We start from the raw sequence: 25,456 nt of genomic DNA, 5'->3' as shown, positions 1-25,456 counted from the left end.
GTGGAACAAATAATACCTAAAAAAGCGATTTCTGTAGAGCATAACTGGCAAAAAGAATTAGCTAATAGCTTTACCAGCCCTGAAAAGCTGTTGTCTTTTTTAGATTTACCTAGCAAAGACTACGAGCAAGACAGTAAAGCACGACGCCTTTTTCCTATGCGTGTTCCTCGGCACTTTGCCTCGTTAATGGAAAAAGGAAACCCGAACGACCCGCTTTTTCTGCAAGTGATGCCGCTTAAACAAGAGTTTAGTATTGAACCGGGTTACACGAAAGACCCATTAGAAGAACACGACACTGCTGGTAAAGGTTTGCTACATAAGTACGACTCTCGCGTATTATTAATGGTACGTACTGGGTGTGCGGTTAATTGCCGTTATTGCTTTCGCAGACACTTCCCTTATGCCGATAACGCGGTAAATAATACCCAGTGGCAAGAGGCATTAGAATACATTGCGGGCAACCCAGCGATTAACGAAGTGATTTTTTCGGGCGGCGATCCGCTAATGGCAAAAGATGATCACCTAGCCGCATTAGCAAAAGAAATCGCCGCAATACCTCATATTAAACGACTTCGTATTCACACCCGTTTACCGGTTGTACTACCCGAACGCCTCGATAATGCTTTTTTTGACTGGTTTACTCAGCTGCCTATTCAAAAAATACTCGTGTTGCATGTTAACCATACGAATGAAGTATCACCAGCACTTAAGAGCCGCTTAGAGAAATTGCGCACTCACGGTGTTACCCTGTTAAACCAATCGGTGTTACTAAAAGATGTGAATGACTCAGCAGATGCACTGTGTGAATTAAGTGAGCGTTTATTTGATGCGGGGGTTCTGCCCTACTATTTGCATGTACTTGATAAAGTACAAGGGGCAAGTCATTTCTATGTAAGTGACGACATGGCAAGACAGATTATGCAAGAAGCGATAAAGCGCCTACCAGGCTTCCTTGTGCCTAAACTCGTTAGAGAGATAGGCGCTCAGCCTGGCAAAACGCCTATCGACTTACATTTACATCCCTGACCTTAAGCGAAAGTATCTATATTTGCGCCTACCGCTGGGTTAGAAGATGTTGATTTTGGTACGTCAGCTGAATTTTCTAATAGCTGAAGCGCCGCTTTTCCTTCTTGCTCTTGTTGCCCTTTGGCCAACTTAAGCGAAGCGAGTTCAAGTGACGCACCGGACGTTCCAGAGGCACTAGCACCTTGTAGATCCATACCGTTTTCCTTTGTTGCTTGAAGCAAAGTAAAAAAATAGGCAAAATTGCCCACCTTCGAGGTTATCGGCTCAGTATGCTGAAACTTTAATCTAATTTTACACTGCTTTTTAGGCAAAATTTGTGAGACGTCTTTTTGAGGCGCTTTTTGAGGATATATATGCAAGCTATTCACCAGCAACTTCAGGATACTATCCAGACCCTTTACCGAAAGGCGGTAGATGCGGATCAGGCATTGGATCGTTTGCAAAAAGACAGTCAAGGCAAGTTTGCCGCCATATTTGCTGAAGATAGTCCGTTCACCACACAAGCAAAACGCTTTGGCCCTTATGTAGAAGAGATTGCGTTAGATTGGCAAGCTTTGAAAGACATGACAGAGGAAGAAGCAAAAGCAGCTCTGCCCGCACTGATTAAAAAGATTGAATTGGCACTCACTACCGTATCTCAATTTCAGCAGTCGCTAGCAAGTAAATAGACGAGCATTTCAATGCTGAAAATACCGATGCTGTCTTGGCTCACATCTAAACTAGCATGGTTGTTTTTAGGTTTGGGGGCTAGCGCAAGCTATTAGTGTTCCCCGACCTCACCCGCTTCAATTTGATTTATTAAATTCCCTTCAGCATGCGCCTTCTGATACATAGGCACTTGTTTGATAAGGCGCTTAATCTCAGCCACTTCATTTAAATAAGCTTCACTGTCTACACGTCCATACTTCTCGGTAAACGCTTGCTTACTTAATCCTTCAGGAAAGGCTTTTATCGCTGGAACAATATCGGAATCAGATTGGATTCGTGCCACAGCATTTTGCGTACTTTCGGCATGCTCAGGCATGGTCGCCACTCGGGCAAATTGTGAGCCCGACATGTCGGCACCTAAATCCACAAAACTGTAGCCTGAACCACCTGTGCCTCTGTCCATTAACTCTTTAAATTCACCAATTGCCCACGACATGTCTTGCTCGGCAAGTAACTCTAGGGCGGCGGAAATAATGAAATGACGGGCTAAGTCGTTACGCTCTAGTAAAATAGCAGGGGCACGAGGCTTTAATGCTTTTGTCGGATCGGGCTGTAAGTCGCCCACTAAGCTACCAATACGATAGTGCCCCACATACGCTGCAAGAGCCAAAATCACCGCTTTGTTATGTAGAGCAGCCTGTTGTGCAGAATTACTCTGCTCTCTTGCACGGGCCATACCTTCCCGTAAGTACTCAATAAGAGGCACTGGCTGCTTTGATAGCGCTAAATCTCGCCCTGAGATGTAACGCAAATAATAAGCCGCAAGGGTTTGAAGCTCTGTTTCTTCTTCTACGCCCATATTGTTAGAAACCACGGTAAGCTCTTCTAACAAAGAGGCCAGTGGCGCAGTATGTAAAGACACCTCACCGCGGCGCATCGTCACTTTTTCAACCCGCGTCAGGGCAATAGTGGCAATTTCAGACTTTGTCCAATAATTTATACCCTTTTCAGCAAATGCTAGCATGAGAGGCCCAGACAAAGACAAATCGCCCACACTAATATAATCAATTTGCAGGCTGTCGCCGGGTAAAATCAATGCTGATACATTGAAATATAAATCAACACTACTGGGTGAAAAGGTAAAGGTAATAGTACTGCCCACTTCGGTAACGTTCACTACGCCACTAAAATTAGGCACGGCTCGCTGCAATACGCCTACTAAGCTTTCAATTTGGGTTTCTGTCAAATGAATAACGTGGTTAGAACTGCGCTCAGTGAACGCATTTTGTAACTGAGACAGTAAGTCGTTCACGCTATCTGCGCCATCTAATTGGTTTGGTGCACTAGCCACCACTAACGGCGAACGCTGAACCACAGCAACGCTCACCCCTATCAATATGATAAAAGTAACCACGAATACAGTAACGATAACACCAAGAACCCAACGACCCACACTTCTCATGATTTAATCACTTCCCCAAACACCATGAATACATACAACCGTGACATTACCAGCACGCTACGTTGTGAAGAATAGAAATAGTAGCTAAATCTAGTGTTTATGACTAGCGACCTGTGATCTCTTGTTCCACCCATAATTGTAAGCTTTCGTAACGGGAAGTGGCGTTGGTAAAATCGTGGGTAGCCGATTGCGTAGTAGGAATAACTACACACGCTAATTCAGCCGACAACGCCGACTGCATGCCAGTGTGAGTATCTTCAATGGCAATACACTGGGCTGGGGATACACCTAACTTCTCCATTGCTAACTGGTAGCAATCGGGTGCAGGTTTACTGTGAGTAACATCTTCTACCGCCACCACACATGAAATGTAGTTAGCTAGGCCATAATCAGTCAATGTTTTTTCAACTGACAATGTACTTCCCCCCGTTACTATCCCTATGGTGTACCCTGCATTTGCGCACGCCTTGATGGTTTCAGCAGCGTGTGGCATAAGTGGGAAAGCTTGCTGAGAAAGATACGCTTCAATTTTTTCGTGTTTCTTTTTGGCCAATTGCTCAGGGGTTTCGTCTAATGAGAAATGCTCAACGACATCTTTGGCATTTTGCTTAACCGGTATACCCGCCATTGCTTTGCAGTAAAATTCATCTGTTAGCTCTGCACCATAACTGGCCACTATTTCTTGCCACAGTGCAAAGTGGACGTGTTCTGAATTAATCAAGGTACCATCGTGATCAAACAATAGCGTGGTAGTGTTATTGGAAACGGAAGAATTTGCCATCGGTTCACCTCGAATATGAACAAATATTAAAACGACTTTTCGACTTCTTGCGTGAAAGATTGTTGAAAAATGTAGTGGTAACTGTACTTGAAAAAAAGAACCTCCAATCAGGAGGTTCTAGATAGATTGTCAGACTAAATACCTAACGTGTTAGCGTTCGGATTAACGATGCCCGCAGTTTTTTGGAAAACAAAATATCTCGTTTAGTCCACGGTAAGCTTTGCTCACCATCAACTTCACTCCACCGCTCAAAAGACGCACGTGGCGATAGCATGCCTTGTTCGTTAACGCCTTTTTCCGGTTTACCAGCCCAGTGTGTTATTTGCGCTTCGGGCTGTCTAAAAATATACAATCGTGCTTTGGCTAATTCGTAGTTCATACGAATTAGCATCACGCCTCTTACATTTTCTGGGTCTAATGTCTCTAGCCCTGTGTGCTGGCGAATATCTTGTGTATGCAGAATCACATCAGAGGTGTCTGACTGAAAGACTTTATCGATACGCTTTAGTTGTCTTTTATCATAACCATCATCGTTACTGAAAAACCACTCCCCATTAATAAAAATGGCCGCCCCGCATGCGGTGAAATCTCGCTTTACGTCTTCTAGGAAAGCTTGGGTTGCTTGGGCATCTTTCAAGCGAAGCTTATGCGTAATGGCGCCAACCTTCTCGTCCAAAGATGTCAGTAATTGCAGGCGCTTTTTCGATTTGTGCGTGGAGTACACCATAGAAAAATACTTAACCAGCATTTCAGCTTGATGGCGCAATTGCGCATCAATGTGCGATTCGGTGCTATTGTGACAGGACACTATGCCCCACAGCTTACCGGTTTGAATGATAGGAATAGAAAATGACGTAGCCACCCCCATATTTTGCATGTATTCGCCATGAATTGGCGACACACTTCGTAAGTCTGAGTAAGTTAAGTTTAGCGGTTGTTCTGCTTGATTCAGAAAGTGAGCTGGCGGTGTAACACTGCTAGCAATATATCGTGACGGATTCTCATAATACATTTGACGGGCAATAGCAGGTATGTCCGATGCTGGAAATTTTAGTCCGAGATACTTCGCTGCCCCTTCAATCACCTTTTCGGCCACGACTTCGCCGCTCCAAAGCTCATTAAAGCGATAAAGCAGTATACGCTCACAGGGCAAAAACTCATCAAGGGTTGAGATAAGTTGCTCCCAAAAATCTTTATCTTCCCAATGCTGTTCGATAGTCGGAAGTATTGAGGATCTTAATTGTAAGTACTGACGCTGAGAGACGTTGGTAATACTAGACTCTATCTCAATTAAAATACCTTCGTCGCTACGATGGCTTCTAAAATTCATCACATCATCGTTGACGGGCTCGTTAAAGGCATAAGCTCTGTCGCCAGGCTTTGACCCTAAGTTATACAGTAAACTTAACGGCAACCAGTCGAGTGATTTTACCGGGCAGCCCACCAGTTCAGAGGGCGAAAGTTGAATGAAACGGGCCAAATTACTGCTAGCCGCAGTTACCTGTAGGGATTCACTATCGATAAAAAACGCACCACCAAATTGCTGTACCTTGCCACTTAAGTGCAAAGCCTCTTTTTCGCAATTTTCAACCAAGGTGTCCATCTCAGCATCGTGTTTATTTAGGGTAATCGTATCAGTGTTCATAATCTTGTTAGCTAATTTTTTTATTAAGCTCTAAGCAAGTAAGCATAGGTGAAAGAACCAGCCCCTGTACCACATCGCACCCGATATCTCGTAAGTATTCGAGTTGTTGTTGAGTTTCAACTTTATCCGCGATGATTTTAAGGCCTAGGGCTTTTCCTGCATTAACCAATGCTTGGATGAGTTTGTATGTGTCTTTGTTGTCGCTAGCGTCGGCCATTAATCGGCTGGAAAGCTTAATTTCACTCGCACCGCTTCGCTGAAGCTGAGATATCGCACTGTTGTACAGACCATAGTCATCTATACTGATCATACTGCCCATGGCGGCCAAAGTCTTCAACCGATGGAAAATTCGCTCTTCACCACTTTCAATATCTTTTTCTGATACTTCGAATTTAAATAGGCCTGCGGTTAGTTCATAACGCTCAAGTACTGCCACAAAGTTTTTAATAAAATCAGATGTAAGCAACTGCGCTCCAGATAAATTAATCGCTATGGCGGGCAGTTTACTACCAAGCTGAATATATTGAGCAATTTCTCGCGCTACCAACTCAACCGCATGAAAGCCAATTGTTTCAATCAGTTTTCCACGCTCGGCAATATTAATAAATGACTCAGCATTGAGTACTTCACCGTCGCTATTTTTATAGCGCAACAATGCCTCGGCGCCAACTATGACGTTCGAAGTAGACTCGTACTGTGGCTGGTACACCATAGAAAACTGTTTACCTTCTAGCGCCACTTTAAGCTGTTTCTCAACTTCTAACCGCGCCAATGCCTGTTCTTTCATCTTAGCAGTAAAGTACTGATATTGGTTGCGACCAGAAGATTTTGCTAAATACATGGCTTCATCTGCGTGCTGCAAGAGTACTTCTGAGCTGATCCCATCAGCAGGGTAAACGGCGATACCAATGCTCGCAGAAACTGAAATAGAATGGGTAGATACATCAAACTCGTTTTGAACCTGACTGATAATACGCTTTGCAATATCATCAACCTCGTCAATATGAGATGCCGATATTAGGGCTACAAACTCATCGCCACCTATTCGTGCCAACATATCTGTGTCGCGAATACATTGTTGCAGACGCTTCGTGACTTGCTTGAGTAGCAAATCGCCTACCTTATGGCCCAAGTTATCGTTAACCGGCTTAAAGTTATCTAAATCAACAAAGAGTACACCGCATAATTGTTTGCTTCGCTTCGCCCCACTAATCATTAATTCCAGGCGTTCAAGCAACACGGTTCTATTGGGTAGCCCTGTAAGCTCGTCATGGGTAGCGAGATATTCAATACGGCGCTGCATATTCTTTATTTCGTCAATATTACTATAGGCCGCCACGTAGTTAACAATATCGCCATTGGCACCTTTCACCGCATTAACCGTTAACCACATTTTTACGTGGCTACCATTTTTAACTTTGTTAATGACCTCACCTTGCCAAAACCCTCGTTCATTCAACGAGGCTTTCATTGCTACAAAGAAATCTTCCGAGTGCTCCCCTGATTCCAGCATTTTTGGCGTTTTGCCAGTTAACTCTTGCTGAGAAAAGCCCGTCAACTCAGCAAACGTTTCGTTAGTGGTAAGAATGCGCTGGTTTGCATCGGTGACAAGAATCGCTTCGCTGGTACGTTCAAATATCTTGCCGGCTAAACGTAATTGTTCATTGGCATGTAGCTCTTTTGAAATATCAGTTGCTTGTGTGCAAATTGATTTAATCGTGCCTTCGGCATCAAAAATAGGGAATCGCACACTTTTTATAATAACTTTACCGGCCCGTAAGGTGAACTCATCAAGGGTTTCTACCGGAGACAAGTTACGCATAGTATCTAAGTCTTTTTCACGGAACTGACGAGCCGTATCTCGCTCAAAGATTTGAAGGTCGGTTTTGCCAATCACATCCTCTGCGGTTACGCCAAAGACGTCCTCAAACCGCGAGTTAACAAACTCATATCGGCCCGCATTATCTTTAAGTGCAATTAACGCCAATGAGTTATTCATGATAGATAGAAGCTGCTCTTGGCTTTTTTCAATTCGCTCGTGGGCAATAACCAACTCTGAATTATCAATAATAACTAAAATAGCCCCAGTGATGCGGTCTCGGTTGTTTAGAATTGGCGTAATGAACACATTGTAAGTTTCTTGGCTAGATGGCTTGATCACCATGCTGGTATTTACCCCATTGCGCAGGGTTTTACTTAAACGCTTTTCAATGTCTTCAAAATAGTCAGGGAAATTTAGCGAGTACATCGGCTTTTTAAACGAACCGTTATTCAAGTGAAAACGGCGATTGGCGGCGTCATTAGTTCGGCTTAAACAGGTATCAGTATCAAATACCAAAATTGGAAAATCTAACGTGTTGTAAACGCTCATCAATTCACTGTTTATCGCCCCTAAATCAGCAGACTTACGCATGCTTTCTTCATTGACGCTAATGAGTTCTTCGTTGGTAGCCTGAAGCTCTTCATTAGTAGCTTCAAGTTCTTCGTTATTCGCTTGTAGCTCTTCATTAGCAGCTTGCACTTCTTCATTAAGTGCCTGCATTTCTTCTGCAGAGGCAGCCATTTCTTCGGTAAGCGTTTGTAGTTGCTCACGGGCCGCAATCAACTCAGCCACATCAGCCTCATTGTTTGCCACTGCCTCTTTAGGCTCGACATTAATAATAGTGTCGTCTTCGTAAAAATTAACCAAGTAATGCTGAGGACTTTGATTTTCCAGAGGCAGTACCCGTAACTTCCACAGTTGACTGTCATCGTCAGCCAATCGCTTAGCTCGGCTTGTCGCTATTTCACCTGTTCGACTTGCCTTATTTACGCAAGAGATTAAGTCTGCGGCAAAAGGCGCAGCAATCAGTTTCGATAAGTTAAGATCGGGCACCCCAGATGGAAAAGTAATAAAGCGTTGTAAGTTGCCATGCGAGTGCAAAATGGCAAATCTTTCACTTATTAGTAAACTTGGGCCAAAACTATCTAGAACGGAACGAGTGAAAATATTTTCGTAGCTGTTAGTGATAGCCGTTTTCGTTTTGGTGATATCTACATGGCTTTTTAACATTTTCGGGAGTGCGGGAGGCTTAGACGCCTCGCTTACTTTAAAAACTCTACTGCGCCTATCAAGGGCAACAAACATATCTTCTGTTGAGCCAATCGATTCAGACTTACCTAGAAATAGAATACCTTCTTTGGTTAGCGAGTAGCGAAACAGCGATAAAACCCGCTGCTGCAATTCGCTGTTAAAGTAGATAAGTACATTTCTAAACGACACCATATCAAGGTGTAAGAACGGCGGATCGCGAGTGATGTCCTGACGAGAAAAGGTGATCACATCACGCAGTCGCTTTTGCGGATAATATGCATTGTCTGCATATCGAAAGTATTTGTCGGTTAAATCCGATGAAAGGCTCGCTATGGCTTGAACAGAATAAGCACCTTTACGAGCAACTGAGAGCGCATTTTCGTCGATATCAGTCGCAAAAACCTGTAAGTTGGCATCAATACCCTGCTTCTCAATAGCTTCTAGAAACAAGATGGCTAATGAATATGCCTCTTCCCCTGTAGCACATCCTGCTACCCAAAACCGAATAGCGTCGCCACTGTTTTTACGCTCTACAATACTCTCAATATGTGTATTGATAGCTTTAAATGCCGTGTTATCCCTGAAAAAGTCGGTAACTGAAATCAGTAGCTCTTTCGACAACGCAATGACTTCGTCAGCGTTATTATCTAAATAAGCCAGATAAGACGGCAAATCTTCAGTTTGTGTGGCAATTAAACGGCGGTTCACTCTGCGCAATAAGGTCGACTGTTTATAAAAACTGAAGTCTATTTTTGTAGCCGTTCTTATCTTTCCGTAGAGCTCACTCATTAATTCACTTCGAGTGTCTTCCTGCACAGCTAAGAAATTGCGTGCTATGTTCTGAGAAATATGTGCTATTTCTTGCCCCATTTCTTGGGGCTCAAGAATTGAATCCACAGCCACATTTTCGAGAGCTGCTTTGGGCATGCCATCATACTTTGCTGAGGCAGGGTCTTGTACAAAGGCAAATCCACCCACGCTTTTAATAGCTTTCAGCCCTCTGGCACCATCGCTGCCAGTACCCGATAAGATAACGCCAATTGCGTGATCGCCAATTTCATCAGCTAATGATTCAAACAAGAGGTTTACGGAGGGCTTAGGAGATAGTTCATCCGGTGATTTATCGAGGTGTAAATACCCCTCTTTGTATTTAAGGTGGTAACCCGGTGGGCCCACATAAATGGTGTTTGCTTTAATTTTGCAATGCGGCGTAGCCTCAACCACAGGGTATTCAGTTTCTCGCGCCAATATTTCCGTCATTTGGCTTTTATGGGTAGGAGATAAATGCTGAGCAATAATAAAAGACGCATTGATGGCTTTTGGTAATTCGCTTACCAAGTTGATTAATGCTTCTATTCCACCCGCTGAAGAGCCTACGCCAACAATAAAAGGAGCTATCTCAGGCTTAGTCACCCGCGATGACGGTAAAGATTCCATACTACATTTAGCTCCGTTTGAGTTAACTGAATGCCAATGCGAACACTCAGTAATTGCGGCATCTTCACCGCATCTAATACGCTTACTATACCAGTAACTAGCACTCCAGAAATATACTAAAGTCTAATATTATTACGTTAAATAAAACGTGTTATGCGCCTAAAAGGTTCAAAAACCCCAATGTTGATGCTGAAAACTAACGTAAAAATCACGATAACTCGCTGGTCTTAGATAAATAATTTATCAATATTATTTGATAACTATTTCATCACGTTAAATATAGTTTTGAAATCGAGGCGCTAAACAGGAAGATATTAGTGAAGGGGAGCAGCAAAGAAGCTTGAAAGTAATGGGTAAATGCATACTTATTGATAGGCGAATTGCTTGAGGAATTAATACGTGAACAACGAAGGGTATTGGACAGAGTAAAGCCATATCGATACCGATATGGCTAACAGGCAAGTAAGAGTTAAACCCCGACTTCCGCCATGTTTCCTTTACTTTCAAGCCAGACTTTTCTGTCGCCAGAACGCTTTTTAGCTAACAGCATGTCCATCAACTCTAGCATTTCTGCCGAGTCTTCTATAGTGAGTTGAACCAACCGACGGGTATTAGGATCCATCGTAGTTTCACGAAGCTGCAACGGGTTCATTTCACCTAGCCCTTTAAAGCGTTGAACGTTTACTTTACCGCGTTTCTTCTCGGCTTCTATACGATCTAGTATGCCTTGTTTTTCACCTTCATCGAGGGCGTAATATACTTCTTTGCCCACATCGATACGAAATAGAGGCGGCATGGCTACATAAACATGGCCTTGGTCGACTAGCGTTCTAAAGTGCTTCACAAACAACGCACACAGCAAGGTAGCAATATGCAGTCCGTCGGAGTCGGCATCCGCTAATATACAAATTTTACCGTACCGTAAGCCAGATAAATCGGTAGAATCTGGATCGATACCTAACGCTACTGATATATCGTGAATTTCTTGTGATGCTAATACCTGTGAAGAGTCTACTTCCCAGCTATTTAGGATTTTACCGCGAAGGGGCATGATAGCTTGGAATTCTCGGTCTCTAGCTTGCTTGGCAGAACCACCTGCTGAATCTCCTTCCACTAGGAAAAGCTCAGAGTAGGAAATGTCTTGAGAGGAACAATCGGTTAATTTACCTGGCAGTGCTGGCCCTTGGGTGACCTTTTTACGCGCCACTTTTTTGTTTTGGCGTAAACGGCGTTGTGCATTGTTAATACACATATCTGCCAAGGCTTCTGCCACTTCGGTATGCTGGTTTAACCACAAGCTAAACGCGTCTTTTACCACGCCAGATACAAAGGCAGACGCTTGGCGTGACGATAAGCGCTCTTTGGTTTGCCCTGCAAATTGTGGGTCTTGCATTTTGGTAGATAAAATATAAGCACATCGGTCCCAGATATCATCCGGTGACAGCTTCACCCCACGAGGCATTAAGTTTCTAAATTCACAAAACTCGCGCATAGACTCTAACAAGCCTTGGCGCATACCATTTACATGGGTACCGCCTTGGGCAGTAGGAATAAGGTTAACGTAACTTTCGGTGGTTAACTCACCGCCTTCAGGCAGCCACATTACCGCCCAATCAGCGCCTTCGGTGTTACCTTTAAAGCTACCTACAAAAGGTACATCGGTAGGAAGTGTTTCGTATTCTTGTACCGCTTGATACAAGTAATCTTGCAAACCATCTTCGTAGTACCATTCTTGTGAATCTTTGGCGATTTTATTGTCAAAACGAATACGTAAACCTGGACTTAGTACGGCCTTTGCACGAAGATTATGAATAAGACGGCTGGCTGAGAATTTTGCTGAATCGAAGTATTGCGGATCGGGCCAAAAATGTACCCGGGTACCAGTGTTACGTTTGCCACACGTATCTATTACCGCGAGTTCTTCAATTTTATCGCCATTGGCAAAGGCAATTTGATACACGTTACTGTCACGACGAATAGTGACTTCTACCCGTGTGGAGAGGGCGTTAACCACTGAAATGCCCACACCGTGTAACCCCCCAGAAAACGCATAGTTTTTGTTGGAGAATTTCCCCCCAGCATGTAGCTTACTTAAAATAAGTTCTACACCAGAGATTTTCTCTTCTGGGTGGATATCCACCGGCATACCTCGGCCATCATCAATGACTTCAAGAGATTGGTCTTCATGCAAGATAACCTTAATGTTGGATGCATGACCTGCTAAGGCTTCATCCACACTGTTATCGATAACCTCTTGGCCCAAATGGTTGGGTCGAGTGGTATCGGTATACATGCCTGGGCGGCGCTTAACCGGATCGAGACCGTTTAAGACTTCAATTGCATCAGAGTTATATTGATTTGACATAGTTATGGTTATTATTTAAGCCAGCAACAAGGGTTAACGTACGCAGAAGACAACTGCAACGCAAGATAAATTGATGTTACCAAGGCTAGCCTACCCTCGCAATGAAAAGGCGAAAGTCAGCAAGCTTGGTTGGTACGATATGAAGCTAATACTTCTAAAATTAATACTACAAGTAGTAACGCAACAACGAGCAGCAAGATTTCGTTAACGGCTTCTAATCGTTAAGTAGAAAGTCGGCAATAGCGGGCAAGTGATTTTCAAAGCCAATAAAGCTGTGATCGCCGCCTTCCTCAACGACTAGCGTGCTCGATGCGTATTTTGTTTCTGCTAAACGATAATCTAAGGTTTCGTCCTCAGTTTGCAATAGCACCTTGTACGCAGGTCCATGCTGCAATTCTTTAGCATCTAGCTTTTCTATTACATCAATATCGCTTTCAACGATGTGGAATACTTCACCTGTGTACGGGTTGGTATGCTCACCAATAAAACCTTGCAGTAATTCATAAGGTTTTACAGCAGGGTTTATCAATACTGCTTTGCCCGAGAACTTTTCAATCAAAAACGTAGATAAATAACCGCCCATAGAACTGCCAATAACACGCAGCCCATCATTAATTAACGCGGGGTTACTTTTTATCAGTGCCATTAACTGGCTTTCTACTTGGCTTGGGTAATTCGAAAGCGCGGGAATATGCAAGGTAACATCGGGATGATGCTGCTTGAAATAGGCTTTGGTGGCCTGCGCTTTTACAGACTTTGGTGAGCTTAAAAAGCCATGAAGATATAACACGTGTTTCATATTGTTTTTATTCTCTTTATGTCGCAGGTTAACGTTCCATCGCCGTGTAACCTAATGAGTTGATAACCGGGCTGTTCATTACTTACCGCAAATTCAGGCGTCATTTCCCACTGCCAACAACTCGCAGGGCAGCCCATCACTGGTACCGGATTATTTGTACCAAGCGTATAACGAAGGGGGGAATGAACATGGCCATGAATAATCGCCGCTAATGAAATGCCCTCCTCTACCCAGTTTAAAAACTCACCGGCGTTAGACACGTCGTGTTTATCCATCCAACTCTCTGATGGCGAAGCATGGTGGTGCATAGCAAGTAAATGATGGCGATGAGAATTTTCAGCTACCTGCTTGCCTATAGCCTTAAGCTCATGAATATCTACTTGCCCCCTTGCACCTTCAAAACGTGTATCTAGGCCGTGAATTTGCCAACCATTTAATTCAACAGGCACGCCAGCAACAAGGAGGTAAGCAGATAATGTATCAAAGTGAGGGTTATTATCATGATTGCCCGCAATCACATAAACCGGTGTTGTGACGTGGTTTTCCATCAAGGTAGTAAAATGCTGATAGCTTGCTAAGGAATCATCGCCGCTAATATCACCGGTTACGATTACCGCGCTAATATTTTCGCAGTGCTCGAAAGCTTCAATCAATATTTGTTTTAAGCTGTAATAAGGGTTAATTGCGCCGTAGCCTTGGCGAGTGGTATCACCAAATAAATGGCAGTCGCTAATATGCAGCAGGGTACTCACGCTAGCGAGGTTACCTTAGGACGCAATTTGCGGCAAAAATCTAACCACTCAGCAAGGAAGATATTCACCATTTGCTTTTCATTGCGCTGGCGCATTTTTAAGTTAGGGTATTCGTAAGAGGGTTGTAGAGCCCCCGTATTTTGGCTATTTATGACTTCGGCCATTCGGGCATCGTGGTACAAACGTACCGTCATTGATGGCGTTAAATAACTGGGCATATCGTCGGACGTTTGTTTAAGGCTTAACGTACTGGTGTAACGTGCAGACTCAATAATCTTAATTTCGTACGTAAGCGTGTCGCCCACGGTAAATACGTAGTTAAGTTCCTCGGTATCACAATCTGGCAAAATACGAAGAATGTGCGCGTAGTTTAGCTCGCACAATGCCTGCATTGTGGGTAGATGAGGGACGTATTTTCTGTGGGTACGTTGTGTCACGATATCTTCCATTGCTCCATTAGCGTGGATTTGTTCATAAAGAACCATTGTAGCGCAATTACTGCGGCAGCGTTGTCTATATGGCCGTTTTCCAGCCATTCAAGGGCTGTTGCTTCAGGCACTCTATGAACTTTAATATCTTCCGATTCGGTTTCTAATCCGTGAATGCCGTGGGCTTTTTCTGCATTGGTTTTTGCAATAAAGATGTGAATACGTTCGGTCGTGCCCCCAGGGCTAGATAAATAACTCATTGCTTTAGTGAGATTTTCAAGCTCAATACCGGCCTCTTCCATCGACTCTCTATGACATACGTCTACTTCGGTTTCCCCTTCGTCAATCATGCCCGCAATTATTTCTATCAACCAAGGGGTTGAAGATGTCGCCAACGCCCCTATTCTAAATTGCTCAATAAGCACAAATTCTTTCAATACAGGATCGTAGGGCAATACGCCTACAGCATGACCGCGTTCAAATAACTCTCGTTTCACTGTACCGCTATGGGTGCCGTCGAAGCATTTGTGCGTAAACAGATATTCTTGCATGGTAAAAAAACCACGATAAACCGGTTTTACACTCGTGATTTCAACGTCGTTTGAGGTAAATGAAAGGATTTTCTTGCTCATCTGCAGACACTTTTGGTTTGAAACGATTTATCATGCATAGTACATAGACATACAACTTTTGTATACGCGCCCTAACCGCGGACGAAAGCATAAAAAGTTAACACCGAATTTTCTGAGATAAATGTGAATACTTGTCGATGAACAAGGTCGATCACATATTCTGTTACAGTTAAAGCAATACTGTTACGACTGTACTGTTTCGGTTTACGAATAAAATTTATACACTTCACATATTATTTATAATTATTAGCAGTCACTTAGACTCATCTAGACATAACAGGAAGACGTAAGCATGAATCGAAAACTTCTGTCGCTGGCAATCGGTTTCTCAGTAACAACCGGTGCCCTTGCCGATGATCTGACGCAAGTGTATCAACAAGCACTGGCCAATGACCCTTTGGTAAACCAAGCGAAAGCGCAGCGTGATGCTGCATTTGAAGGGATCAGCATTAGTCGTGCAAACCTTCTTCCTCAAATTTCTGGCTCCGTGTCATACACCACCTCTACCACAGAGAGTGCACAGACATTAGGTACTAACGCAGACGACCTACAAGTAGTCACCTTTGAGACAGACAATGACAATATCGATTACGGTATTTCGTTGTCTATGTCGTTGTACGACCACGCAAACTGGGTTGGCTTAGATCGTGCCGAAAAAGTGGCAGAACAAAGCGATGCGCAATTAGCCGCTAGCATGCAAGACCTAATTGTACGTACGGTTACTGCTTATTTTGATGTATTGCGTGCACGAGACAGTGTTGAATTTGTTAATGCAGAAAAACGTGCCATTGAACGTCAGTTAGAACAAACTCGTCAGCGCTTTGAAGTTGGTCTAACTGCTATTACCGATGTTCACGAAGCACAAGCTAATTATGATAGTACTGTCGCCCAAGAGATTCAGGCTGAAAACCAGCTAGAATTTGCCCTTGAAGCGTTACGTGTGATCACCGGCAAATACCACGACCGCTTGTTTGGCTTAGATAAAGAAACGTTCTCTGCCACTATGCCAGTGCCTGCGAAAGTCGATAACTGGTTAGAAACAGCGCAAGATAAAAACTTAGCATTGTTGGTTGACCGTTTAGCGATGGATATTGCTAAAGAAGATATCGCGGCTGCCCGTTCAGGCCACTTACCGACCCTTGATTTATCGGCAAGCGTTGGTCGCTCGAAAAATGACGTAGACTCGCAAGTTATTCAGTACGAAACGCCTTACCTTGATAGCCAGTCAATTGGCCTATCAGTGTCAGTACCTATTTACTCTGGCCACCGTGTAAGCTCGCAAACTGACCAAGCGAAATACCTTTACGTCTCTGCCAGCCAAGCGGCTGAACAAACGTATCGTGAAACCGTACAGTCTATTCGCAGCTCGTTTAATAACGTAAAAGCGTCAATATCAACCATTCGCGCCCTTGAACAGTCTGTGGTTTCAGCTAACAGTGCATTAAAAGCAACTGAAGCGGGTTTTGATGTAGGAACGCGTACTATTGTGGATGTACTTGATAGCACCCGTAATTTGTTTGATGCACGCAACAACTTATCTGGCGCGCGCTACGACTTTATTCAATCGGTTGTTACCTTAAAGCAAGCGGCTGGTACCTTAACCGGTGAAGATGTGGCGATTATCAACCGCGGCTTAAAGCCCTTGGAAGACACTGAATAGTCATCGGCAACACAAACTGAATAAAACTTGGCGATTTAACCAGTGTGATTAAAGAAGGCGGCATTAGCCGCCTTCTTTGTAAATGATATAATGTCAGAACATAATGGCAGGCACTTTAAGCCGGTAATACAATTTTACTTGCATCAAGCACAATGCATCGTCCATGATGTTGCCCCTTTTTTTATTATCCCTAAATAAGCCTATTTATCGTAAATGATTGGCAGCGCTTATTTGTTTGTAATGTGAGCAAAGAAAAACATGCAAGCTTCTGAGTTACAAAGTCGATTTGAACGCATTCGCGCTAATAAATGGTTTGAAGCCTTTGTGGTTAGCGTTATCGTCATCTCAGCGTTATTAGTTGGCGCCAAAACCTATGAACTGCCCGCCGGTTTTGGCAGTGTTACCCTGCTACTAGATTGGTTTATCAGCGCATTTTTCTTAACTGAAATTACTATTCGCTTTTTAGCCGAACGACGAAAACGAGATTTCTTTAAAAGCTTCTGGAATCTTTTCGATACCTTAATTGTCATCATTAGCCTTATTCCTGCTGATGATGCTGAACTTGCCTTGATTGCACGATTAGTTAGGGTATTTAGAGTGCTGCGGATGATTTCTATCATTCCAGAACTTCGCATACTGTTAGTATCGCTGGTAAAAGCATTACCTCAACTGGGCTACGTTATGTTGCTCATGTTTATCATTTTCTACATATACGCCGCGGTTGGCAGCACTTTGTTTGGCGATATCAACCCAACGCTTTGGGGCGACATCACTATTTCGTTGCTTACGCTGTTCAGGGTAATGACGTTCGAAGATTGGACCGATGTTATGTACGAAACCATGGAGGTTTATCCGCTAAGCTGGGTGTATTACTTAACCTTTATCTTCTTTACTGCGTTCGCCTTTTTGAACATGGTGATTGGTATTGTGGTAAACGTGATGGAGCGTGAGAACGAAAAAGCCAGGGAAGAAAAGGAAGCACTGCTAAGAGCAGAATTAGAAGCTGAAGGCCATTGTGAACCTACACTACAAGACGTAATGGCAGAGCTCACCGCTATTAAGGCCAAACTCGAACCAAGTTCGAAAAACAATAACCTGTAGTAATAATTAACAGCCAATAAAAAAGCGCCCAGGGAAGATATAACCTAGGCGCTTTTTTCGTTTTTATTAGCTTAGCTTTAGTTTGGCTATTAGCTTTTATGGTAACGAAAACCCTTTTATAACCCGAAGCGCGCTTTTAGCGTTTCTATACGCTTAAGTGATACTTCTTTTTCGAACGCTCTACTTGCTAGGCGGCGTTTAGCTAACGCACTTTTATCCATCTGCAATAACAGCTCTACGTGATTAAGATAAACCTCTTCGTTCGATATAGGCCGAGTTGCAATATCTGAATACAGCGTAAGGGCGGCTTCTTTATCACCTTTGGCAATCAGTATTTGTGCGAGCGTATCTACTGAATCTGCATTTTCAGGTTGTAAAGATACGGCCTTTCTCGCCATGGCTTCAGCTTTATCTAAGTTTCCATTTTGAAAACTTAAAAACGCTAAGTTATTCAACACCACAAAATTATCTGGGGTTTTAGTCAAAATAGTTTCGTAGGTTGCTATAGCTTTTTGCTTGTCGATACCAATTTGGCGTTCAGCTAATAGCATGGCACTGCGTACATCGTTTGGCGTGTTATCCACATGCTTTTCAAGAAATGAAAATGCTTCGGCTTGCTTACCTGTCATTTCATAAATGGCTACCATCAACAAGGCCATGTCTGAGTTAGGCGTAGCATCATAAGCCACCTCTGCATGTTCCAATGCTTGTTCTGGTTGTTTATCGATAACATATAGTCTTGCAAGAATACCGCGTACGAATGGCAGTGCTTGTACCTCATCAGAGGTATTATTGATAACCTCCCATGCCGGTTTACTTTGCCCCATCATGGCATGGAAATACGCTTTTAATAGACTAATCTGGGCATCCGGACGTTTCGCCAATACTTTTTCAGTAAGCGCTAAACCGTCGCGGTAGTTGTTCTGAGAATCTAGGATAAGCAGCATGCCCAATACCGCGTTTTTATCTTGGGGGTAAAACTCAACCCAACGTTCAAACAACGCTTTAGCTTTTCCAACTTCGTTTGCACGAATCAGCCCTTGGCCTTTTAAATTCCAAAACGCCATTGGGGTGCTTTCATCACCATCCACAGAGGCTAGCAAGCTATTGTTCTTGGCTACTTCACCCATTCTCGAATAAATACGCGCCAATAATAAACGCAAATCAATATTGTCTGATTGCTTTGTAAGTTGCTTCTCTAAGTAATCAACCACTACCGCATCATTTTTATCTCGTGCTTCTAGGGCATACCACATCGTTAACGCTTGCACGTCAGAAGCGTTGTCTTTTATATGAGACTTCACAAGCGTGATAGCATCTGCAAACTGCTTCTGGGCAATTAATAACTTAACTTTTGCATACGCGACTTCTTTTTCAACGCCGTCTAGTTTTTCGGCACTATTAAGTAACTCATCCGCGTTAGAAAACTCTTCTTGAACAATTGCAATGCTGGCTAGATAAACCAACGGCAAGGCGTTGTTTGGCGCTTGGTCACGCCATTCGTTGGCAGCAACTTTGGCTTTTTCAAGCTCCCCAGTAGCGATGTAAGCGCGCAGCAAAGTATTTTGAGAGGCTGTAGATTCTGGTGCTCGTTGAACCGCTTCTTCAATATTTACCAACCCGGTCACATCGTTTAATGAAAGTTGTAGCACGCCTAAACGGGCGAGGTCTTCTGGAGAGGTATCCACAACCGCTTCGGTTTTTTCAACCATTTGTTTAGCACCAAGCACGTTACCTTCACGAAGTAATTGATACCCCGCTTTTGAAAATAACGCTGCGTCTGTGGTCGTACCGCCTTCTACTCGGTTTAATACGGCAAGGGCTTCGTCATTTTCACCCAGTTGCAACATGCTGTCTGCCAGCATTCTTAAGCCTGGGTGATTTTCAGGTAACCGTGATGCCACCATAGTAAGGTGTCGTTGGGCCGCTTCAAAATCTTGAATTTGATATGCGCTGAAACCGGCAACCAATCGCACCACTTGATCGTTACGACCATTTTGCACTGCGGTTTCCAAATGCGCTAAGGCTTTTGCATGATTACCATTAGCTGATTCAATAATGCCTTTAAACGTATTAAGCAATGGATGGGCTTCATTCAGCGTTAATAGTTCATCCACCACTGGCTCAGCACGTGCTAAATCGCGTTGCTCTATTAGCAAAGCAGCGTAAGCGAATTTACTGGTCACGTCTTTAGGAAAGGCTTTAGTGTAATCTTCGTAAACATCAATGGCCTCTGTTTGCTTTTGTTCTAGCAGATAAAGGCGGGCAAGCTGTAGTAAAACATCTTTGTTGCTTGGTGCTTGCTCTCGTAGTGTTTCCGTGGCGATAAGTGCTTGTGCATAGTCTTCTACAAGCACAAATTGGTAACTTTCGATTAAGCCCTTATACACAGACTGGGTATCGAGGGTAAGCAAATCACCGAGTAGCGCTTCTGCCTCTGTCAGTTTTTCCAACTGCACTAAGGCTTGAAGTTTATAAAAACCCACTTCGGCAGATTCTACGGCGGTCATGCCCTCTGCGCGGTAATCAACTTCCCCTAATGCGTTTTCCGCTCCCGATTGTTGATAGGCCACAGAGAGTAAAGGAATGACATCACTGGCTGGGTGCCCTAGCTCTAACGCTTTATTTAATTCTTTTTCAGCTGACACATAATTATCATTTTGAAGGTATAATTTACCTAACTCAAAACGGGGTACCGCTGCATCAGGATCTACCTGAATGGCATTTTTGTATTCAACGATTGCAGCAGCATTATTTTGATTTTGTGCATAAGCACGAGCGTCCTCTAGGTGAGCATCTATCGACTTATCACCGCATCCACCTAACAGACTGCTCAAAAGCAGGACAGCAATGGTAGATCGCTTAAAAATCTGCTGTGGGTAATTCTTATTCATTGTCGTTCCTTTGCCCTACATCATTTGAATTTCGAGGTATACCCGAAGTTTACACTATCAATTGTGCATTTTTTCGTCATTATTGTGCAATTTCGTGGCAACCTGACCATTATTCGAATATAATAACGTTTTTTGCAATACCGCGAGCACACTCCGACGTTTGAAGGCGTCCTACAGTATGCCGCACCCTCCTTACTTAAAGCATCAGGACCCTTAATGACAACAACTGTCGACATGACATTTAAAGATCTAAAACTACCAGAACCTATCTTACAAGCCCTTGAAAAAGTTGGCTACGAGAAACCGTCACCTATTCAAGCCGAGAGTATTCCATTACTGCTTGAAGGTCACGACTTACTCGGTCAGGCCCAGACAGGGACAGGAAAAACCGCAGCGTTTGCCCTTCCAATGTTGGCAAATATCGATCCTGAGCAACGTAAGCCGCAATTACTGGTACTAGCACCTACTCGCGAATTAGCGATTCAGGTAGCAGAAGCGTTCCAAGTGTACGCTAGTTTCAGCCATAAAATTAAAGTACTGCCTGTTTACGGCGGTCAATCTTACGACAACCAAATTCGCCAGCTTAAGCGCGGCGTTCAAGTTGTAGTAGGAACACCAGGTCGTGTTATCGACCATATCAAACGCAAAACGTTGGATTTAAGTGAACTTAAATTCCTCGTACTTGATGAAGCCGACGAAATGCTACGCATGGGCTTTATTGATGACGTTGAGCTTATTTTGAGCCACGCGCCAGCTGAACGCCAAACGGCGTTGTTCTCGGCAACTATGCCAGGTCCAATCAAGAAGATTACTCAGCGTTATCTTAAAGATCCTAAGCACGTAAAAATTGCGTCTAAGGTAAGTACTGCAAGTACTATTCGTCAACGTTACTGCCAAGTAGCGCCTCATCATAAGCTTGAGGCACTTACACGTATCATGGAAGTAGAGCGTTTTGACGGCATGATTATTTTCGTGCGTACTAAGACAGCTACTGTTGAACTTGCTGATAAACTTTCTGCACGTGGATACGATGTTGAACCGCTAAATGGTGACATTCCTCAGAACGCTCGTGAGCGCACTGTTGATAAACTTAAGCAAGGTAACATCGATATTTTAGTGGCAACTGATGTTGTTGCACGTGGTCTTGATGTTGAACGTGTTAGCCACGTTATCAACTACGACGTACCTTACGATAGTGAATCTTATGTTCACCGTATTGGTCGTACAGGCCGTGCAGGTCGTACTGGTGATGCAATCCTTTTCATCTCGCATCGTGAAAAGCGTATGCTTTTCTCTATCGAGAAAACGACTAAGCAGCCAATTGAAGCTATGCCAATTCCTTCAATTAGTGAAATCAACGAAACGCGTTTAAGCCGTTTCAAGCAATCTGTTATTGAAGCTACGCAAGATGACAGCATTGAAACACTTATTCCATTAGTTGAGATGATTAAAGAAGAAGCTGAAGCTTCTCCTGAAGTGCTAATGGCAGCATTGCTTAAGATTGCACAAGGTGATGAGCCGCTTATCTTAAAAGAAAGCGACCGCCCTGACCTTCACAGCAAGCCACCTCGTGACAGCCGTGAACCTCGTGGAGACCGCAGAGATGGTGGCCGTGACGGTCGTGAACGTAAGCCTAGAGCACCTCGCACTGGTCGTAAGCCAGAAGCAGGTATGCAGCGCTTCCGTATCGACGTAGGTCATACACACGGTGCTAAGCCTGGTAATATCGTTGGCGCAATCGCAAACGAAGGTAACATGGATTCTAAGCACATTGGTGCTATCGAAATTTATGATAACTTCAGTACTGTTGATTTGCCGGAAGGCATGCCAAAAGAGACTAAAGACAAGCTTCAAGGTACTCGCGTAGCGGGTCAGCGTTTGTCTATTCGCGAATGGTCAGACACACCACCAGCAAAGCGTGAACGAGGCGACAACCGCGGTGAAAACCGTAGCCGTGATAATCGCGCACGTCGCAAGTCATAAGAACGAAAAACAAGTAAATTTCACCTTTATATAACATTAGTGAATATAAAGGCTGATTTCGTTGTTTATAAATAAAAAGAATTAGCGCAAAATAGCGTTAGTTCTTTTTTTTATGTGCCCCTTAATGGATTACTTTCCCCTATTTTTAGATGCTCGCTCTCTTCGCTGTTTAATTGTTGGCGCTGGAGAAGTCGCTGCCCGCAAACTTGAGCTCATCATGAAAACTCCTGCCACCATCACTGTGGTGGCGCCGTGGGCTTGCGACACCGTAAAACGTTTGGCTAAAAACGAGAAAGTAACGCTTATTGAACGGGAATTTATCGACAGCGATTTAACCGATAAAGACATGGTTTTTATCGCCACCGATAAATCTGAAACCAATCAAGCTATTCACGATTTAGCGCGCGAACAAAAAGTGCTCGTAAATGTGGTTGATAACACGCCACTTTGCCAATTCATCACCCCTTCTATTGTAGACCGTTCCCCTATCATAATTGCTATGAGCAGTGGCGGCGTAGCCCCCGTATTATTGCGCTATTTACGCCAAAAACTAGAAACCGTATTGCCCGCTAATTTAAGTAAACTAGGTGCCTTCTCTGAAAAATTCAGAGAAAAAGTAAAGCAATCTTTGAATGGTGTTACTGCTCGGCGATATTTCTGGGAAGACGTGTTAGACGGTGATATAGCTGAAATGGTTGAAAAAGGCCAAGACAGTAAAGCCGATGCGGCGTTTGAGACTGCGCTAACGGCAGCGGCTGAAAATAACCAAGTTCAAGGTCAAGTTTATTTAGTTGGCGCAGGCCCTGGCGATCCTGATTTATTAACCTTTCGCGCATTGCGCCTAATGCAAAAAGCCGATGTGGTGGTTTACGATAGATTGGTGTCGCCACAGATTTTAGAACTCGTTCGCCGCGATGCCGAAAAGATTTACGTTGGTAAAGCGAAGAGCAACCATAGCTTGCCGCAAGATGACATAAACCAGTTAATGGTTGATGAAGCGAAAAAAGGTAACCGAGTGGTGCGCTTAAAAGGCGGAGACCCGTTTATTTTTGGTCGTGGCGGCGAAGAAATTCAAACCCTTATTCAACATGGAATAGAGTTTCAAGTTGTACCAGGTATTACCGCAGCTAATGGCGCTTCAAGCTATGCAGGCATTCCTCTAACCCATAGAGATCATGCTCAATCTGTGGTGTTTGCTACAGGCCACTTAAAAGACGGTACGATTGATTTGAATTGGCAGTCGTTAGCGCATAAAAACCAAACCATCGTGTTTTATATGGGATTAACTGGCTTACCCATTATCTGTGAAAAACTGATTGAAAATGGCCTTACCCCAGATACGCCAATTGCCCTTATTCAGTCGGCTACCACTGAAAACCAAGTAGTGGTGACAGGCACGCTAAGCGATATCACGCTAAAGCCTGCTACGTCAGAATTAAAACCACCAACGTTAATCATCGTAGGCACTGTGGTGAGTTTACATAAACAGCTGAATTGGTTTGGGGACTAAACCAGCTAGCTAGCCAAAGTAGCAATGAAACGTCTTAACGATTTTGTTGCAATTTGCTCATCCATACGCATACTGAAATAATCGGTTGACCACAAATTGGCATTAGCAAATTGGTAGTAGCATTAAGCTGTACGTTTCCAATAAAGACGCAAATAAATAATGCTAGTAAGCAAGCACAATTGCTGACTAGGACTGTTCTCACTTCATTTATATTGCCACTACTTTTCATTTTGCTTCTGCTTTGTATTTACCCTATTAATACTTACGCGTCACAACTCTCTTTTCAGAAATCGGTTTCGCCTAGTGATATTCAATTTACGTATCGCTGGTTAGATGCTGACGGGGCCGAGCAAAACGTTGAATTTTCGTTGCCGAGCGAAGCATTACATGTAGCCCCTACCACACAGGCTAACTATAAACCTGACATAGCTCAGCGGTACGTGACTGTCTCATTGATGAAAGAGGCAAAAAAGATAAATCCCCGCGAGGCGATTGTTTCAGTAAAGCAAAAAAACGATGACATCACCATTAGTGTTAAATCGACCAAGCCCAACATGAGCGACCAGATACTTAGCCAATTAAAAGACGTGCAACGAACTGCCTATAACGACTACCTCGAAAAACACTACTACACTCGATTCACTACATTATTTAACGAGCAAGCGGTTAAACCCGACCATCTTCGCTATATTGCACAAACCTACGAAGCAATGCGACCTATCTCAGAAGCGTTTTACGACAAAATCGGTCGAGTGGAAAATAACCGTGCATACTTAACATTATTACTTGGATGGATACAAACTATCCCTTACGACACACTGGAAGACCGAGTGGCTAGTAATGGTTCGGGTTTCGCGCCACCTCTAGGGCTATTGACGCAAAATAGGGGAGACTGTGACAGCAAAGCTGTACTCACTGGCGCGTTAGTGCGCGCATTTCTGCCAACCGCTCATATAGTCATGATATTTTTACCTCACCATGCCTTGTTAGGTGTAGATATTAATGCCATCAACAGCGATGAAAAATTAGAGATTGAAGGTAAAACTTACGTGCTATTTGATCCAACAGGCCCCGCACTTATTCGCTTTGGTGATATTTCTGATGATACTAAACGCTATATATCCACCGGCCGCTATCAAGTTGAACATATTGACTAGTATCGGGTAAAAATCATCCTCATTAAATGCAAAAAGGCGCACTCTCGGTAGAATACAGAATGCTACTGTAACAAGACAGGCACCTTAAGAAATGGAAAAGTGG

18 protein-coding genes are annotated in these 25,456 nt (G+C 43.6%); 7 read left to right on the top strand and 11 right to left on the bottom strand.

Annotated features, from left to right (window positions below):
• A complete protein-coding gene (gene epmB / locus FLAVO9R_RS02960; RefSeq protein WP_159528628.1) occupies positions 1-1,026 on the top strand; it encodes an EF-P beta-lysylation protein EpmB in 1,026 nt (341 codons plus the stop codon).
• Positions 1,027-1,028: 2 nt separating this feature from the next.
• On the opposite strand, the gene FLAVO9R_RS02955 is transcribed toward epmB, so the two are convergent.
• Positions 1,029-1,220 (bottom strand): hypothetical protein, encoded by a 192-nt coding sequence (locus FLAVO9R_RS02955; protein ID WP_013785486.1) that lies wholly within the window; start codon positions 1,218-1,220, stop codon positions 1,029-1,031.
• Positions 1,221-1,379: 159 nt separating this feature from the next.
• Between FLAVO9R_RS02955 and FLAVO9R_RS02950 the strand changes: the two genes are divergently transcribed.
• On the top strand, positions 1,380-1,694 hold the full coding sequence (locus tag FLAVO9R_RS02950; protein WP_159528626.1) for a hypothetical protein: 315 nt from the start codon (positions 1,380-1,382) through the stop codon (positions 1,692-1,694).
• Between the two features lie 92 nt (positions 1,695-1,786).
• On the opposite strand, the gene FLAVO9R_RS02945 is transcribed toward FLAVO9R_RS02950, so the two are convergent.
• From FLAVO9R_RS02945 to nudF, 9 genes are all read right to left on the bottom strand, one after another.
• Entirely contained in the window at positions 1,787-3,136 is a 1,350-nt protein-coding gene (locus FLAVO9R_RS02945; protein WP_159528624.1) for a hypothetical protein, read from the bottom strand.
• 103 nt (positions 3,137-3,239) lie between these two features.
• Positions 3,240-3,917 (bottom strand): HAD family hydrolase, encoded by a 678-nt coding sequence (locus FLAVO9R_RS02940; protein ID WP_159528622.1) that lies wholly within the window; start codon positions 3,915-3,917, stop codon positions 3,240-3,242.
• 142 nt (positions 3,918-4,059) lie between these two features.
• On the bottom strand, positions 4,060-5,562 hold the full coding sequence (locus FLAVO9R_RS02935; RefSeq protein ID WP_159528620.1) for a GAF domain-containing protein: 1,503 nt from the start codon (positions 5,560-5,562) through the stop codon (positions 4,060-4,062).
• 7 nt (positions 5,563-5,569) lie between these two features.
• Positions 5,570-10,072 (bottom strand): chemotaxis protein CheB, encoded by a 4,503-nt coding sequence (locus FLAVO9R_RS02930; protein ID WP_159528618.1) that lies wholly within the window; start codon positions 10,070-10,072, stop codon positions 5,570-5,572.
• Positions 10,073-10,541: 469 nt separating this feature from the next.
• Positions 10,542-12,437, bottom strand: coding sequence for a DNA topoisomerase IV subunit B (gene parE, locus FLAVO9R_RS02925; RefSeq protein ID WP_159528616.1), 1,896 nt, complete (start codon positions 12,435-12,437; stop codon positions 10,542-10,544).
• A 214-nt stretch (positions 12,438-12,651) separates the two neighbouring features.
• Positions 12,652-13,236 carry a YqiA/YcfP family alpha/beta fold hydrolase gene (locus tag FLAVO9R_RS02920; protein ID WP_159528614.1) on the bottom strand — a complete coding sequence of 195 codons (585 nt, stop codon included), beginning with the start codon at positions 13,234-13,236 and terminating at the stop codon, positions 12,652-12,654.
• Positions 13,233-13,988: a metallophosphoesterase family protein gene (locus FLAVO9R_RS02915; RefSeq protein ID WP_159528612.1), complete on the bottom strand. Its 756-nt coding sequence runs from the start codon at positions 13,986-13,988 to the stop codon at positions 13,233-13,235. Before FLAVO9R_RS02915 ends, FLAVO9R_RS02920 begins: the two co-directional genes overlap by 4 nt.
• Entirely contained in the window at positions 13,985-14,380 is a 396-nt protein-coding gene (locus FLAVO9R_RS02910) for a DUF1249 domain-containing protein (protein WP_171008969.1), read from the bottom strand. The genes FLAVO9R_RS02915 and FLAVO9R_RS02910 overlap by 4 nt, the downstream gene beginning before the upstream one ends.
• A gap of 41 nt (positions 14,381-14,421) precedes the next feature.
• Complete coding sequence (gene nudF, locus FLAVO9R_RS02905) at positions 14,422-15,048, bottom strand: ADP-ribose diphosphatase (RefSeq protein WP_159528610.1); 627 nt, start codon at positions 15,046-15,048, stop codon at positions 14,422-14,424.
• Between the two features lie 292 nt (positions 15,049-15,340).
• Between nudF and tolC the strand changes: the two genes are divergently transcribed.
• The gene (gene tolC / locus FLAVO9R_RS02900; RefSeq protein ID WP_159528608.1) at positions 15,341-16,708 is read left to right on the top strand and encodes an outer membrane channel protein TolC; all 1,368 of its coding nucleotides are present in this window, start codon (positions 15,341-15,343) and stop codon (positions 16,706-16,708) included.
• 258 nt (positions 16,709-16,966) lie between these two features.
• Complete coding sequence (locus tag FLAVO9R_RS02895; RefSeq protein ID WP_159528606.1) at positions 16,967-17,809, top strand: ion transporter; 843 nt, start codon at positions 16,967-16,969, stop codon at positions 17,807-17,809.
• A gap of 116 nt (positions 17,810-17,925) precedes the next feature.
• On the opposite strand, the gene prsT is transcribed toward FLAVO9R_RS02895, so the two are convergent.
• Complete coding sequence (gene prsT / locus FLAVO9R_RS02890) at positions 17,926-20,703, bottom strand: XrtA/PEP-CTERM system TPR-repeat protein PrsT (protein ID WP_159528604.1); 2,778 nt, start codon at positions 20,701-20,703, stop codon at positions 17,926-17,928.
• A gap of 216 nt (positions 20,704-20,919) precedes the next feature.
• On the opposite strand from prsT, the gene FLAVO9R_RS02885 reads away from it, so the two are divergent.
• From FLAVO9R_RS02885 to FLAVO9R_RS02875, 3 genes are all read left to right on the top strand, one after another.
• A complete protein-coding gene (locus FLAVO9R_RS02885; protein WP_126873180.1) occupies positions 20,920-22,686 on the top strand; it encodes a DEAD/DEAH box helicase in 1,767 nt (588 codons plus the stop codon).
• A gap of 124 nt (positions 22,687-22,810) precedes the next feature.
• A complete protein-coding gene (gene cysG / locus FLAVO9R_RS02880; protein ID WP_159528602.1) occupies positions 22,811-24,196 on the top strand; it encodes a siroheme synthase CysG in 1,386 nt (461 codons plus the stop codon).
• Between the two features lie 179 nt (positions 24,197-24,375).
• Positions 24,376-25,353, top strand: coding sequence for a hypothetical protein (locus FLAVO9R_RS02875; RefSeq protein ID WP_232370565.1), 978 nt, complete (start codon positions 24,376-24,378; stop codon positions 25,351-25,353).
• The last annotated feature ends 103 nt before the right edge of the window (positions 25,354-25,456 follow it).

Source organism: Alteromonas sp. 38 (genome assembly GCF_902506055.1).
GTDB classification, from domain to species: domain Bacteria; phylum Pseudomonadota; class Gammaproteobacteria; order Enterobacterales; family Alteromonadaceae; genus Alteromonas; species Alteromonas lipotrueae.
The sequence above is the reverse complement of the archived record's forward strand: the minus strand, read 5'-3'. Positions and strand labels throughout refer to the sequence as shown.

Excerpts from the sequence above, each read along its gene's own strand:
- FLAVO9R_RS02955 (WP_013785486.1), bottom strand. The coding sequence starts at position 1,220 with ATGGATCTACAAGGTGCTAGTGCCTCTGGAACGTCCGGTGCGTCACTT.
- FLAVO9R_RS02950 (WP_159528626.1), top strand. The coding sequence starts at position 1,380 with ATGCAAGCTATTCACCAGCAACTTCAGGATACTATCCAGACCCTTTAC.
- FLAVO9R_RS02945 (WP_159528624.1), bottom strand. The coding sequence starts at position 3,136 with ATGAGAAGTGTGGGTCGTTGGGTTCTTGGTGTTATCGTTACTGTATTC.
- FLAVO9R_RS02940 (WP_159528622.1), bottom strand. The coding sequence starts at position 3,917 with ATGGCAAATTCTTCCGTTTCCAATAACACTACCACGCTATTGTTTGAT.
- FLAVO9R_RS02935 (WP_159528620.1), bottom strand. The coding sequence starts at position 5,562 with ATGAACACTGATACGATTACCCTAAATAAACACGATGCTGAGATGGAC.
- FLAVO9R_RS02930 (WP_159528618.1), bottom strand. The coding sequence starts at position 10,072 with ATGGAATCTTTACCGTCATCGCGGGTGACTAAGCCTGAGATAGCTCCT.
- parE (WP_159528616.1), bottom strand. The coding sequence starts at position 12,437 with ATGTCAAATCAATATAACTCTGATGCAATTGAAGTCTTAAACGGTCTC.
- FLAVO9R_RS02920 (WP_159528614.1), bottom strand. The coding sequence starts at position 13,236 with ATGAAACACGTGTTATATCTTCATGGCTTTTTAAGCTCACCAAAGTCT.
- FLAVO9R_RS02910 (WP_171008969.1), bottom strand. The coding sequence starts at position 14,380 with ATGCAGGCATTGTGCGAGCTAAACTACGCGCACATTCTTCGTATTTTG.
- nudF (WP_159528610.1), bottom strand. The coding sequence starts at position 15,048 with ATGAGCAAGAAAATCCTTTCATTTACCTCAAACGACGTTGAAATCACG.
- tolC (WP_159528608.1), top strand. The coding sequence starts at position 15,341 with ATGAATCGAAAACTTCTGTCGCTGGCAATCGGTTTCTCAGTAACAACC.
- FLAVO9R_RS02895 (WP_159528606.1), top strand. The coding sequence starts at position 16,967 with ATGCAAGCTTCTGAGTTACAAAGTCGATTTGAACGCATTCGCGCTAAT.
- prsT (WP_159528604.1), bottom strand. The coding sequence starts at position 20,703 with ATGAATAAGAATTACCCACAGCAGATTTTTAAGCGATCTACCATTGCT.
- FLAVO9R_RS02885 (WP_126873180.1), top strand. The coding sequence starts at position 20,920 with ATGACAACAACTGTCGACATGACATTTAAAGATCTAAAACTACCAGAA.
- cysG (WP_159528602.1), top strand. The coding sequence starts at position 22,811 with ATGGATTACTTTCCCCTATTTTTAGATGCTCGCTCTCTTCGCTGTTTA.